The organism is Thermodesulfobacteriota bacterium (genome assembly GCA_034189135.1).
Classification (GTDB): Bacteria; Desulfobacterota; Desulfobacteria; order Desulfobacterales; family JAUWMJ01; genus JAUWMJ01.
Window position 1 is genome coordinate 1 of the sequence record JAXHVO010000128.1, and the last position, 13045, is coordinate 13045.

Sequence of the window (13045 nt, forward strand, 5' to 3'; positions counted from 1 at the left end):
TGGTGGAGGCGGCGGGAGTCGAACCCGCGTCCGAAAATATTCCACACAGGCATCTACATACTTAGTCTGAAATTTAAAGTTCGTCTTTGATAGTCTCCTTCAGACAGGATACCAAAAAGACTAGTCTGTTTAAGTTTCGCCTTTCCCGGAACAGACATCCGGGTTAGGCTATCCTGCTAGTCGACGCCCTTGCAGGGTGCGCAGGAAAAACCCTGCAGGACGCTAGCTGCTTTACGCAGCTAGGGCGTATTCATAATCATCTGCGATTATATTTAAGTTCCAGTCGTTTAACGAGCGGACAGGAGCTCGGTATGCAGCCTAAGCTTCTTTATCCCCGTCGAAGCCGTTTCGCCCCCAAAAAGGGAAGTTTAAAAGAACAGTTGATATATTTATAAATTAAGCAAAAAAGAGGAAAATGTCAAGATATTCCATGTGCTGATATTCTATGTGATTGATACTTGATAGCATATAAAAAAGAAAAGCATACTTTGTATACTGGTCTGGGTTAGCCGTGAGAACCTTTTGACCGCATCGCCTGCATCAAAAAAATGAGTTGACATTACACAATATGATTTATATATAGATCATTAATGGGCTTAGTTATCTATTAATAAATCATTATGAAGGTGTGACAATGGCGCGAAAAAAGATCGAAAATCACTTGCCATTGCCGGTTCGTCACGCGCTTAAGGAACTGGGCATGCTGATCGCTTCCGGACGTAAGGAAAGGCAGTTTACACAGGCGGAATTGGCAAATCGTGTGGGTGTGGGGCGAATGACCATCGTTCGGATGGAAAAAGGTGCGCCTGAAGTCGCGATCGGAAATTATCTCGCTACTGCATGGATACTTGGATTGCAGGTACTTTCTTGGAATGATTTTGGAGGGCTACGAGCAGACTCATCTGTTGCCGCGTACCTGGAAAAAATTGGTAAGCATTTGCCTGAAAGGATACGAAAGTTAAAGGATGATATAGACAATGACTTCTGAAGCTTTTGTCTGGATATGGCTTCCGGATGAAACTAAACCGGTTTTGTGCGGCAAATTGCAGGAAAAAGCCGGAGAACTTCAATTTTATTATGGCAAAAGCTATCTTGCACGCAGGAATGCGATTTCATTGGATATACGCGAGATGCCTCTGGAAGGTGGCGCTTTCCGCCCACGAATCGGTGAGATGCATGGTGCCATTCGGGATGCTGCACCCGATGCCTGGGGAAGAAGGGTACTTTTATACCGACTGAATCAAAATAAAGTCACCGAGTTTGATTATTTATTAAATGCAGGACCAGATCGCATAGGCGCTTTGGTGGTACAAGAATCATCCGATCGTTATCAGCCAAATGAATTTGAAACTGCAACGATTGAGCAATTGGTTGAAGCGGCCGGATTAATCGAAAACGGTCATCCGCTACCGACCACCTTGGACGCCGCTTTGGTGCATGGCTCCAGTGTAGGGGGAGCCAGGCCAAAAGCATTGCTTTATGATAATCAGTCTAGTTGGATTGCCAAATTCAGCTCCACCACAGATCAGTACCCGGTTGTCCGGAGCGAGCTGGCCGCAATGTGGATGGCCGGGCAGTGCCAAATCCGTGTGCCTTCCTTACGCTTGGTTGAATCACTGGGAAAGGACGTTTTGCTGATTGAAAGGTTTGACCGCATTCGTGTTGCAAACGGTATGAAAAGACGATTTATGATTAGCGGCTTGACAGCTTTACAGCTCCATGAAACCGAAAGCCGTCTTGCGTCTTATCTGGATCTGACGGGCTTTATTAGACGTTATGGAAAAGATGCAGAGCGAGATAACGCACAGCTTTTTCGACGCATGATGTTTAATATTTTGATCGGGAATAATGATGATCATGCCAGAAACCATTCTTTTTTCTGGGACGGAACGCATTATCACCTGACACCGGCTTATGATATATGCCCGATGCTTCGATCCGGTTTGACTGCCAACCAAGCCATGATTGTCGGAAAACAGGGCCGCTTAAGTACCGTAAAGAATGCTCTATCGGAATCGGGCCTTTTCGGGATCACAAAAGACAAAGCTGCTTCCATTAAGGAAGAACTGGTTGATAAAATCGAAACGCTTTGGGCGGAGGCCTCTGATTATGCGGGTTTGACAAAGGTTCAATCTGAATTGTTGCGAAGATCTACAGTTCTATCACAGGGAGTTTTTTATCAGTAATTTTTTCTTTCCCTTTCCAGCTCTCTTTTTTCATCGCGTTTTCGAATGGCTTGGCGTTTGTCATATTTGCGTTTGCCTTTGGCGATGGCCAGGGTGATTTTTACCTTGCCTCTCTTAAAATACACTCTAAGCGGGATCAGGGAAGACCCTTTCTCATTCACCTTGCCATAGAGTCTTTTGATTTCATGTTTGTGCAGCAGAAGTTTTCTGGGCCTTAAAGGGTCGTGATTTCCATAGTAGGCAAAGGGATAGGGGCCGATGTGCATCTGGTGAACAAAGACCTCGCCGTTGACGATTTTGGCATAAGAATCCTTCAGATTCCCCCTGCCCAGTCTTAGAGATTTGACTTCGGTTCCTTTAAGGGCTATTCCGGCTTCAAGTTTGTCCTCGATAAAATAGTTATGCCGGGCTTTGCGATTTTCAGCGACAATTTTTATGTGATTTTCCAAAATTCAAATTTACCATAAGATTCTCCTCCAAATCAGTTGGAGAAGAGAATATGAGGTTTTAAGGGTTCAAGTGAATGTAAACGGCCTGGTACAGATTATATAAACACTTGCGCCTTCTTCACCTGTCTTTTTAATATTTTTAAAGTATGTCTATATAGAAAGGCGTCTCCAGGATTCAGGCTTTTTCTGTATGTATTTGTTTTTCGGTCACTTCCACTCGAACCCCTGATTCCTTGAATCCTGAAATCCTTATTATCCTGATCCAACCAACACTTTTGGAGATGATCCAAGATTACTTATAAGGAGAGACCTGTGCAAGACTACGATTTAACCGGTAAACTCTTTATCCGGAAGAATATCTCCGTAAAATTCCTTCAACAGGTTAAAAATACCATCGGCGGATGTTTGTTTCAAAACATCTTTCATAATCTGTTGTGAACTTTCCACACTGAGCGATCTGATCATGGCCTTTACTTCCGGTATGGATTGAGGGTTCATGCTTAATTCATCCATTCCCATGCCCAGAAGTACCGGTATGTGGATCGGGTAACTGGCCATTTCGCCGCACATAAAAAGTTTGGTATTGCTGTTTTGGGCCACATCGGCCACATGCTTGATCATACGGATAATAGCGGGCTCCAGAGACCGATAAAGATGGGCCACTTTTCGGTTTTCCCTGTCTATTGCCATGGAGTACTGTATCAGATCGTTGGTGCCAATACTGAAAAAATCGACTTCTTTGGCCATCAAATCCGCCATGATCACTGCCGAAGGGACTTCTATCATGATTCCGATTTCAATATTCCTGTTAAATTTGATGCCTTCCTTATCTAAAGAATCGGACGTTTCGTTGAGGATCTTCTTAGCTTCGCAGATTTCATCCAGCGTGGATATCATGGGAAACATGATGCGAACATGACCAAAAGCGGCAGCCCGCAGTATGGCGCGAAGCTGGGTAATAAACACATCGGTTTTTGTCAAACAGTACCTGATCCCGCGAAGTCCAAGAGCAGGGTTCACTTCCTGTTCAAAAGGAGCATGGGAAATAACTTTGTCGCCGTTTATATCAAGGGTCCTTATGGTTACCGGTTTAGGAGCCATCACTTCAACGACATCCTTGTAGTTATCAAAAAGTTCATCTTCAGCGGGAAAATCAATACGGCTTAAATACTGGAATTCCGTCCTTAACAGACCGATACCGTCTCCGCCGTAGTTAATGACGGATACCACTTCTTCATGAAGTTCGATATTTCCCATAATCTTAAGTTGGATTCCGTCCGTTGTCTTGGCAGGGAAATGGCCGGTCCTGGTGATGGCAGCTTTATACTCATCGTATCTGATCTTTCGTTCGGCAAACTCTATGAGAGTCTGCTCATGAGGATGAATAACCACCATGCCGAGCATACCGTCAACAATGATCACATCATCGTTTTGAATAATATTGGTCGCATCTGCAAGCCCCAACACTGCTGGTATTTCAAGAGTACGGGCGACGATGGCTGTGTGGGATGCCATACTGCCTCTGTCGGTGACAAATGCTTTAATTTTTTCTAATTGTATCTGGCTTGTTTCCGCAGGGGAAAGATTGTGTGCCACCAGTATGACCCGCTTATATATTTCTCCGATATTTACCTGTTTTACCCCGACAAGATTTCGGATAATCAGATCGGACGCATGATCAATATCCTCCATCCGTTCCTTCAGATAGGAATCCGGCAATTTTCTAAACATCGATTTGATGCTTGTTACAGCTTTCTTAAGTGCCCACTCAGCGTTAACCCGTTCACTTTTAATTATTTTTATGGTTTTTTCATAAAGTTTTTTGTCTTTAAGAAGCACTTTCTGGGCTTCAAGTATAGAAACATGCTGCCGCAGTTCTTCCGGTGTGTCGTTAATAATTACATCCAGTTCATCCCTTGATTTTTTTACGGCGGCTTTAAAACGGTTGGTCTCATTTTTTAACTGTTTTTCCCTGATAAGATATTTCTCGACCACATCGACGCCTTCTTTATCGACGATGTAAGCCTTACCTATGGATATTCCAGGGGAAGCGCTTATTCCGTGAATTCTTATTTCACCTGTGTTCTGTTCCGGCATACCCTTTTATTCCTCAAACCCTTTTTCTACCAGAGCTATGATGTCATTTATAATATCGATATCCGATCGACTGTCAGCGGACAGCGCTATTGTTGATCCTTTTGCGCAGGCAAGTGTAAGTATATCAATGATACTGGAAGCGTCCACTTTCTGGTTGTCCTTGATCAACCATATGTTTGATTTCGCATTTTGTGCAAGTTTTGCTATTTTTGCTGCTGAGCGCGCGTGAAGTCCAAGTTCGTTTACAATCACCACTTCCTTTGAGAATGCAAAATTCAGCTTGCTCATAACTCTCCAACTATCAACAGACAGGATATATGTCAATCTGAAATCATTGACAAAGGACCCAGCGGTTGATAGAAAATTTTGTTGTTTATGGTTTACAGTTACCGGTTTACGCCTGAGAAAGCGGTGAACTGTAAAGCGACAACTGTGGACGGTTATGAATTTCAACGGTCTATAACAGTAAAATTAAGGAGGTATAAAAAATGCCAGATAGCGTACTGATATTCGGTAAAAATACCTGACCATTTACTACTGCGGCTCGTGAAGCTTATGCAGCGGAAGGCCGGGAGGTGGAATATTTTGATGTATCATCCCAGACTGACAAACTTCATACCATGCTGAAGTATTCCAGCGGGAAACGTAAGGTTCCGGTTATTATTGCAGATGGTAAGACCCTTATCGGGTATAACGGGAAATCATGAAAGGTTTAAAATATCGGCTGTATGCCGGTTAAAAAAAGTTAGAAGGAGCAGCCCTTCGGGCTTCAAAGAGCGTCCCTTCGGGACTTGATGAGCGGCCTTTCAGACTTCGCCTCTGGCTACGCCGTGACAAGCGGCCTTGAAGAGCGTCTCGCTATGCGGGACTTTAAGCCTAAAGCGTAGCGCTCTTTAAGCGAAGCGCTCATCAAACGAAGTGCTCCTCAAGCAAAGCGGTCAACAGGCCTAGTGTTTGATTTCCCGGATCAGGAGAAAATGATAAAAATGGAAAAACAATTTCTGGTGGACGATTTTAAAATAGGAGAATCATGGCGTTTGTTTAAAATCATGGGTGAATTTGTCGATGGCGTTGATAATCTGCATGATGTCGGACCGGCGGTAAGTATATTCGGATCAGCCAGGACCAAACCGGACGATCCCGAATATAAAAAAGCTGAAAAAATTGCCTCTTTTTTTGTTAAAAACAACTTTGCAGTGATTACCGGTGGCGGGGGCGGTGTCATGGAGGCTGCCAATAAGGGTGCAGCTGAAGCCGGAGGCACTTCTGTCGGGCTTAATATTGTGCTTCCCTTTGAGCAGGAGCCGAATAAGTATTCCAATCTTAACCTTGATTTCAATTATTTTTTCATCCGTAAAGTGATGTTTATTAAATATGCCTTTGCTTATATTATTATGCCGGGCGGTTTCGGCACTTTGGATGAGCTTTTTGAAGCGGTAACCCTTGTTCAAACCCGCCGCATAAGGCCTTTCCCCATCATTCTGGTGGGTTCTGATTATTGGTCCGGGCTCAAAGACTGGATAAAATCACGTTTGCTGGAAGAAAAACGGATATCGCCTGAAGATTTTGATATATTGCAGCTCATGGATGATCCCGAAGAAATTGTTAACGTGGTGAAAAAGATGGTCATTATATGAGCGACAGTCCGGCAATAGAAAAAATGCAGCACAGGGTCGAGGAGCTGAAAAGGGAAAATTTAAGGCTGGAAGAATCCGCAAAAGCGGCGTGGAATCAGAATGAATACCTGACGGCTTTGCATGAAACATCGGTGGGTTTGATCAACCGGCTGGACAGAAAGGAGCTTTTAGAGTCTGTATTAAACCGGGCGGCACTATTAACAGGGACGGAACACGGTTTTATTTATTTACTCGAACCCGGCGAGATGGAAATGGAGATGCGGGTGGTCATGGGTTTTTTCAACAGTCAACTGGGTCGCAGAGTGAGGCTGGATGAAGGATTGGGCGGGGTAATCTGGAAGACCGAGCAGCCGATGGTTGTGGATGACTACAGCTTATGGGATGATAGATTGCCGGACAGTTCTCTTGACCCACTTTGCGCCTCCGTCGGCATTCCTTTAAAAACAGAATCAGGCGTTTTGGGTGTGATCGGGTTATCCCACGTGGATAAGGAAAAAAAATTTCATGCTGAGGACATAACCGTATTGGAACGTTTTGCCGAAATCGCCCTGATCGCTCTGGAAAAGGCGAAACTCTATTCGGATGTTCGCCGGGAGCTGGCCGAGCGTAAAAAGACTGAGACAATATTGCGGCAAAGCGAAGAGCGGTATCGCCTGCTGCTGGAATCTTCACCCGATCCGGTGGTGGTTTATGATGTAGAGGGAAACGCGACATACGTAAACCCCGCCTTTGAACAGACTTTCGGCTTTTCCAGCCAGGAGGTGCTGGGCAGTCAAATCGATTTTGTTCCCAAAGAAAACTGGCCGGAAACAAAAAAAGCCATAGAGAACATGCTAGCGGGTAAAAAAATACAGCTGTTCGAAACAAAGCGGCTGACGAAAGATGGTCATCTGCTGGATGTTCAACTCAGCTCCACGCTGTATTTAAACCGGGAAGGCAAATTAACCGGGAACATCGTTACTCTGCGCGATATCAGTGCACGTAAAAAGGCGGAAAAACAATTAAAAAAGTATCATGATCACTTAGAAGTGCTGGTTGAAGAACGTACCAAAGAGCTGGCCAAGATCAACAAAAAGCTCATCCAGGAGGTGGAGGAACGAAAACGAGCCGAAGAAGCCTTGTTAAAGCGCGAGGTGGAGCTGGAAGCCCAGTCTCAGCACCTTGAAGAGGTGAATACTGCCTTGAAAGTTCTGTTAAAACAGAGAGAAGAGGATAAAAAGGAGCTCGGTGAAAACGTGCTTTCCAATGTCAAAGAGCTGATTACCCCATATGTGGAAAGGCTAAACAAGAGTAAACTGGGTACCAACCAAAAAACCCTGGTCAATATTCTTGAATCCAATTTAAGCAACATCATTTCTCCTTTTATAAGTAAAGTATCCTCAAAATATTTTAATTTCACCCCCATGGAAATACGGGTGGCCAATCTGGTCAAGGACGGGAAGACCAACAAGGAGATCGCAGATTTGCTGTTTCTGTCAAAAAACACCATTTTATTTCACCGACACAATATTCGCAGCAAACTGGGGTTGAAAAACAAAAAAATTAACCTCAGGTCCCACCTCTTATCCTACGATCGGTAGTGGTTATTACCCACTAATAACCCACTATATTATCAACTTGACATTTTATGATTAAAAGTATTTATTCTATTGACTAAATGAAAGATACATTGTAGCTATGGTTTCATTCATAGATAATATCTTAAAAAAATGAGTGACATTCATATTTTAAAGAAAAATCCATAAAAAACAGTTACAAAAAGAAGGAGGCCTTTATTTTGGTCGTGGCAAATGAGCAAAATCAAAATGATATCCTGCTGGAGCTCGAGGATGTCCACATGTCTTTTGGGAAAGTGAAAGCCCTTAACGGTATCAGTTTGAAAGTCAAAAAGGGGCAAATCCATTCTATTATCGGGCCGAACGGGGCGGGTAAGACGGTGATGATGAATGTGATCAACGGTCTTTACCACCCGCAAAAGGGTGGGGTCTATTTTAAAGGACAAAAAATAAACCATCTTAAGCCGTATGAGAGGGCCAAACTGGGATTGGCCAGAACGTTCCAGAAAGTTGAAGTTTTTGGCGGTATGACGGTGCTGGATAATATACGTCTTGGTCGTCACATTCACTATAAATCGGGTATGCTCAGCGGTTCACTCTATCTGGGGAAATCGGCCAAGGAAGAAATAGAGCACCGAACGTTTATCGAAGAAGAAATCATTGACCTTTTAGAGATTGAATCCATCCGGAGCAAACCGGTGGGGATGCTCCCTTACGGCCTTCAGAAAAGGGTCGAACTGGGCCGGGCCCTTGCATTGGGACCTGAAATTTTAATCCTTGATGAACCGTTGGCCGGTCTGAACCTGGAAGAAGTGGAAGACATGGCCAGGTTTATTCTGGATGTAAATGAAGAAAAGCGCTGGAAGGTCACCTGTATCCTGGTGGAACATGATATGGGGGTGGTGATGGATCTTTCAGAAGAAATATTTGTGCTTAACTTCGGTAATATGATTATGGACGGGACACCTGAGGAAGTCCAGAACAATCCTGAAGTGATTAAGGCCTACCTGGGTGAAGAAGAATTGTATGCCACTAGGGCATAAACAGCTAAAAAACTAAGGAAAAGGAATGGAAATTACAAAAGAACTGACGATTCCAAAACTATTCTTTGAGCAGGCAAAGAAGTACGGCAAAGACCGGGTGGCCATGCGGGAGAAAGAGTTCGGCATCTGGCGTCCGGTGACCTGGCAGGATTATTTTGAAAATGTAAAATACATTGCTTTAGGGTTGGTCAGCCTGGGTCTTAAAGAAGGGGATAAGGTTTCCATGATCGGTGATAACCGTCCGGAGGGTCTTTGGGCGGAAATGGCCGCTCTGTGCGCGCGGGGAGTGGGTGTATGGCTGTTTCAGGACTGTCTGGTCGATGAAGTCAAATATATTGTCGACCATTCAGATACCCGGTTTCTTTTCGGCGAGGGCCAGGAAGAGGTGGACAAGGGCATGTCCATTTTTCATGAATGTCCCAAACTGGAAAAGATCATATGGGACGATCCCAAAGGGATGAGAAATTATGATCAGGATTACCTGATCAGTCTCAAGGAGGTTATGGACCTGGGCCGGGAACTGGATAAAAAAGAGCCTGGCCTTTTTAAAGAGTTGGCTTACAAGGGGCATGGAGACGAAGTGGCCCTCCTTTTTTATACGTCCGGGACCACGTCTTTGCCGAAGGGTGCCCTTTTATCTCACAACAACATGCTGACCATGGGAAAACACCTCATGACCGTAGACCCGTGCCTGGATACGGATGACTATGTGTCGTATCTTCCATTTGCCTGGATCGGGGAACAGATGATGTCGATTTCCTGCGGTCTTCAGATCGGATATACCATCAATTTCCCCGAGGCCCCGGAAACCGCCCAGGAGAATATTCGGGAGATCGGTCCCCATGTGATGTTTGCCCCGCCGAGGATGTACGAAGAAATGACCCGAAGGGTTCAGGTCAAACATCTTGATTCAACATGGAGCAAACGCAAGATTTATGAGCTTTCCACCACAATCGGATACCATGTGGCCAATTTAAAATTTGATAAAAAACCGACACCCTGGTTCTGGAAATTTTTACAGTGGTTGGCTTCCATCACTGTGCAGAATAAACTCAAAGACCATCTGGGGCTATCCAATGTGCGCAATGCTTATACCGGTGGTGCTGCCATGGGGCCGGATCATTTCCGATTTTTCCATGCCCTGGGTGTAAACCTGAAACAGATTTACGGGCAGACCGAGGTTGCCGGAATTTCGGTGGTTCATAAAAGTGGAGACATCAAGTTTGATACGGTGGGGCATCCGATTCCCGGCACGGAAATCAAAATTACCGAAGATGGTGAAATCATAACCAAAAGCTCATCCGTTTTCTTAGGCTATTATAAAAACCCCGAAGCCACTGCCAGCGCATTAAAAGACGGCTGGCTTCATTCGGATGACCGGGGATTTATCGACGACGATGGCCATCTGGTTGTTTTTGATCGTACAAAAGATGTTTTTACCTTAAGAGACGGCAAACCCTTTGCTCCCCAGTATCTGGAAACACGCTTGAAATTCAGCCCCTATGTAAAAGATTCCTGGGTCATCGGGGATAAGAAAGATTATATTACGGCGGTGCTTTGTATCGATTACGGGGTGGTGGGCAAGTGGGCGGATGAAAAGAAGATCAATTACACCAGTTATACGGAGCTTTCTCAAAAACAAGAAGTTTACGATTTGATTGAGAAACAAATTCGCCAGGCAAATAAGGATCTGCCGGAGGCAGCCAAAGTCACCAAATTTACCAGTCTGTATAAAGAACTGGATCCGGATGATGATGAGCTCACCCGAACAAGGAAATTGCGCAGAAAATTTGTGGAAAAACGATACAAAGAAATTCTCGATGCTCTATATTCTGATGCGGATACGGTACACATCGATACAACCATTAAGTATGAAGATGGGCGCGAAGCCCATATCCAGACCGATATGCATATCAGAAAGGCAATAGACTAAAAAGGAGAAAACTGAATGGATCTTTTTTTAATGACAATTACTTCAGGAATTATGGTCGGAGGTATTTATGCGCTCGTTGCTCTGGGATGGGTGCTGATCTATAAGTGTTCAGGCGTTCTGAACCTGGCCATGGGTGAAATGACTCTCATCGGCGCTTATATGTCCTTAAGTTTTTATTCCATGGGGGTCCCCTTTCTTCTATCGCTTTTGTTTTCCCTTATCATAGGTTTTATTCTGGGAGTTATCACCGAAAGGGTCTTTCTGGACAAACTCATAGGGGAACCGGTTCTGACAGTCATCATGGTTACTGTGGGACTTTCTTTTTTCTTTAAGGGGAGTGTGGAATTGATATGGGGTACGGATACACGCGTATTTACTCCGCCTGTTTTTTCAATCGAACCGATTCATTTCGGGCCGCTGGTGATCGGCAAGGTCTATCTGTGGAGCTTTGTGGCAGCCATTCTGCTGCTGGTTATTTTTGTCTCCTTTTTCAAATATACACGCTGGGGCCTTGCCATGCAGGCCACGGCTGATGACGAGATGGCCGCTCTGTCCCTTGGTGTCAGTGCTCGTTTTGTTTATGCCGCCGCCTGGGCCATTGCATTTATGGCAGCCGGTGTGGGGGGTACTCTTTTGGGAAATATTAACGGGCTCAATATATCAGTGGGTTATCTGGGATTGCTTGTTTTGCCTGCAGTGGTGCTGGGAGGCTTAAATTCCATACCTGGGGCCATTGTCGGTGGAATGAGTATTGGAATATTACAGAATTTGTGCGGGGCCTACCTGGATCGTTACTTCCCGGGTGCGGTAAAAGAGATTGCACCTTTTGTGTTCATGGCCGTTTTTCTGTTTTTTAAGCCCCACGGGCTATGGGGATGGGAGCGGATTGAACGCGTGTAGAGTGTTTTGGATTCAAAGTGATAAGTGATAATACTTAGAGACAATATGATTTAAATACGCAGCCGTTACCAATGAGTATAAAACAAAAACCTTATGGGTTCCATTTTAAAATTTTAAACAACTAAATAATACGGAGTTATCCTATGTCAACAACTTGGCTTCCCTGTGGCAATTACCACCAAAACTATGCCGAAGATCATGCATGGTGGCAGACGAAGTTCATCAAGGGAAAGATGGCCCTTCTTGCGCTGATTCTTTTTTTGGTTATTCCTATGGTTTCCGATTCTTACATGCTAAGCATATGCAACCTGATAGGTTATACAATCCTGGGGGCATTAGGGGTGCAGCTTCTCATTGGTTTTTGCGGACAGATTACACTGGGTCATGCCGCCTTTATTGCGGTGGGTGCCTACACCAGCACCCTGCTTATTCTGGAGTTTCCCTGGCCTAAATTTCTTTTGGACTCGGGACTGGCATATCCGATCAGCATTTTTGTGGCTGCCATTGTTGCAGGCGTGTGGAGTGTGCTGTTCGGGCTTCCTTCTGCCAGGGTAAAGGGGTTTTATCTTATCTTAACCACCATGGCCGCGCAGTTTATTACCGTGGATCTGATCATTACGCAGTATATCAGCCAGATCGGTGGGCGGGGACAGGCCTTTTCCCTGCCGCCGGGAACCATTAAGGTCGGGCCCTGGGTGATTGACAGTGATCTTAAAGTTTATTTTATGATGATTATTTTTGTAATTTTATGTACCGTTGCCATGGCTAACCTGCTACGTTCAAAAGTCGGCAGGGCCTGGGTGGCCATCAGGGATAATGATATTTCTGCTGAAGTAATGGGTATTAATGTTTTCAAGTACAAGTTGTTGGCATTCTTCGCAGCCGGGTTTATCGGGGGGATTGCCGGTGCATTATGGATCAGCAATCTGGCCGCCATCAGCCCGGAACATTTTCCCTGGTTCTGGTCTCTATGGCTGGTCGGTGTAATTCTCATTGGAGGGGCAGGCTCTATTCATGGAGCCATTTTTGGTTCACTATTTATGGTGGTCATTATGGAAGCCTTACAGCTTGCCGTGATGCCCCTTGCTGATACCTTTCCTAAGCTTTTGATGGACTTTTTGTTTATAAAGGAAGCTGTTTTTGGACTGGCTATCTGTGCATTCATGATATTTGAACCAAACGGCCTGGCCTATCGCTGGTGGCAGATAAAAAATTATTTTAACTTGTGGCCATTTTCATATTAA

Annotated in this window: 12 protein-coding genes and 1 other RNA gene; 9 read left to right on the forward strand and 4 right to left on the reverse strand. The window is 44.7% G+C overall.

All coding sequences use genetic code 11. The features are described from left to right. Window positions 1–356: a transfer-messenger RNA gene (ssrA, locus tag SWH54_18280) on the reverse strand. Between the two features lie 278 nt (window positions 357–634). Between ssrA and SWH54_18285 the strand changes: the two genes are divergently transcribed. Together SWH54_18285 and SWH54_18290 are read left to right on the forward strand one after the other, a co-directional pair. After that, a complete protein-coding gene (locus tag SWH54_18285; GenBank protein ID MDY6793220.1) occupies window positions 635–988 on the forward strand; it encodes a hypothetical protein in 354 nt (117 codons plus the stop codon). Beyond that, window positions 978–2186: a type II toxin-antitoxin system HipA family toxin gene (locus tag SWH54_18290; protein MDY6793221.1), complete on the forward strand. Its 1209-nt coding sequence runs from the start codon at window positions 978–980 to the stop codon at window positions 2184–2186. The genes SWH54_18285 and SWH54_18290 overlap by 11 nt, the downstream gene beginning before the upstream one ends. Here SWH54_18290 and smpB read toward each other — a convergent pair. The 3 genes from smpB to SWH54_18305 form a co-directional block, all read right to left on the reverse strand. Continuing rightward, on the reverse strand, window positions 2180–2638 hold the full coding sequence (smpB, locus tag SWH54_18295; protein MDY6793222.1) for an SsrA-binding protein SmpB: 459 nt from the start codon (window positions 2636–2638) through the stop codon (window positions 2180–2182). The two genes, SWH54_18290 and smpB, sit on opposite strands and share 7 nt — an antisense overlap. 324 nt (window positions 2639–2962) lie before the next feature. Next, a complete protein-coding gene (gene ptsP, locus SWH54_18300) occupies window positions 2963–4732 on the reverse strand; it encodes a phosphoenolpyruvate--protein phosphotransferase (GenBank protein MDY6793223.1) in 1770 nt (589 codons plus the stop codon). A gap of 6 nt (window positions 4733–4738) precedes the next feature. Continuing rightward, window positions 4739–5020, reverse strand: coding sequence for an HPr family phosphocarrier protein (locus SWH54_18305; GenBank protein MDY6793224.1), 282 nt, complete (start codon window positions 5018–5020; stop codon window positions 4739–4741). Window positions 5021–5220: 200 nt separating this feature from the next. Here SWH54_18305 and SWH54_18310 point away from each other — a divergent pair, with 200 nt between their 5' ends. The 7 genes from SWH54_18310 to SWH54_18340 all read left to right on the forward strand — a co-directional run bounded on the left by SWH54_18310 (window position 5221) and on the right by SWH54_18340 (window position 13045). Next, a complete protein-coding gene (locus tag SWH54_18310; GenBank protein MDY6793225.1) occupies window positions 5221–5439 on the forward strand; it encodes a UXX-star (seleno)protein family 1 in 219 nt (72 codons plus the stop codon). A gap of 279 nt (window positions 5440–5718) precedes the next feature. Continuing rightward, window positions 5719–6369, forward strand: coding sequence for a TIGR00730 family Rossman fold protein (locus SWH54_18315; GenBank protein ID MDY6793226.1), 651 nt, complete (start codon window positions 5719–5721; stop codon window positions 6367–6369). Then, on the forward strand, window positions 6366–7949 hold the full coding sequence (locus SWH54_18320) for a PAS domain S-box protein (GenBank protein MDY6793227.1): 1584 nt from the start codon (window positions 6366–6368) through the stop codon (window positions 7947–7949). Before SWH54_18315 ends, SWH54_18320 begins: the two co-directional genes overlap by 4 nt. Window positions 7950–8206: 257 nt before the next feature. Then, window positions 8207–8968, forward strand: a complete 762-nt coding sequence (locus SWH54_18325; protein MDY6793228.1) for an ABC transporter ATP-binding protein — start codon at window positions 8207–8209, stop codon at window positions 8966–8968. 25 nt (window positions 8969–8993) lie between these two features. Next, window positions 8994–10901 (forward strand): AMP-binding protein, encoded by a 1908-nt coding sequence (locus SWH54_18330; GenBank protein MDY6793229.1) that lies wholly within the window; start codon window positions 8994–8996, stop codon window positions 10899–10901. Between the two features lie 15 nt (window positions 10902–10916). Beyond that, window positions 10917–11801, forward strand: coding sequence for a branched-chain amino acid ABC transporter permease (locus SWH54_18335; protein ID MDY6793230.1), 885 nt, complete (start codon window positions 10917–10919; stop codon window positions 11799–11801). 143 nt (window positions 11802–11944) lie between these two features. Continuing rightward, window positions 11945–13045, forward strand: coding sequence for a branched-chain amino acid ABC transporter permease (locus SWH54_18340; GenBank protein ID MDY6793231.1), 1101 nt, complete (start codon window positions 11945–11947; stop codon window positions 13043–13045).

Bases quoted from the DNA above. Each gene is read 5' to 3' on its own strand.
- SWH54_18285 (MDY6793220.1), top strand. From the start codon at position 635: ATGGCGCGAAAAAAGATCGAAAATCACTTGCCATTGCCGGTTCGTCAC.
- SWH54_18330 (MDY6793229.1), top strand. From the start codon at position 8,994: ATGGAAATTACAAAAGAACTGACGATTCCAAAACTATTCTTTGAGCAG.
- SWH54_18305 (MDY6793224.1), bottom strand. From the start codon at position 5,020: ATGAGCAAGCTGAATTTTGCATTCTCAAAGGAAGTGGTGATTGTAAAC.
- SWH54_18325 (MDY6793228.1), top strand. From the start codon at position 8,207: ATGTCTTTTGGGAAAGTGAAAGCCCTTAACGGTATCAGTTTGAAAGTC.
- ptsP (MDY6793223.1), bottom strand. From the start codon at position 4,732: ATGCCGGAACAGAACACAGGTGAAATAAGAATTCACGGAATAAGCGCT.
- SWH54_18290 (MDY6793221.1), top strand. From the start codon at position 978: ATGACTTCTGAAGCTTTTGTCTGGATATGGCTTCCGGATGAAACTAAA.
- SWH54_18335 (MDY6793230.1), top strand. From the start codon at position 10,917: ATGGATCTTTTTTTAATGACAATTACTTCAGGAATTATGGTCGGAGGT.
- SWH54_18315 (MDY6793226.1), top strand. From the start codon at position 5,719: ATGGAAAAACAATTTCTGGTGGACGATTTTAAAATAGGAGAATCATGG.
- SWH54_18320 (MDY6793227.1), top strand. From the start codon at position 6,366: ATGAGCGACAGTCCGGCAATAGAAAAAATGCAGCACAGGGTCGAGGAG.
- SWH54_18340 (MDY6793231.1), top strand. From the start codon at position 11,945: ATGTCAACAACTTGGCTTCCCTGTGGCAATTACCACCAAAACTATGCC.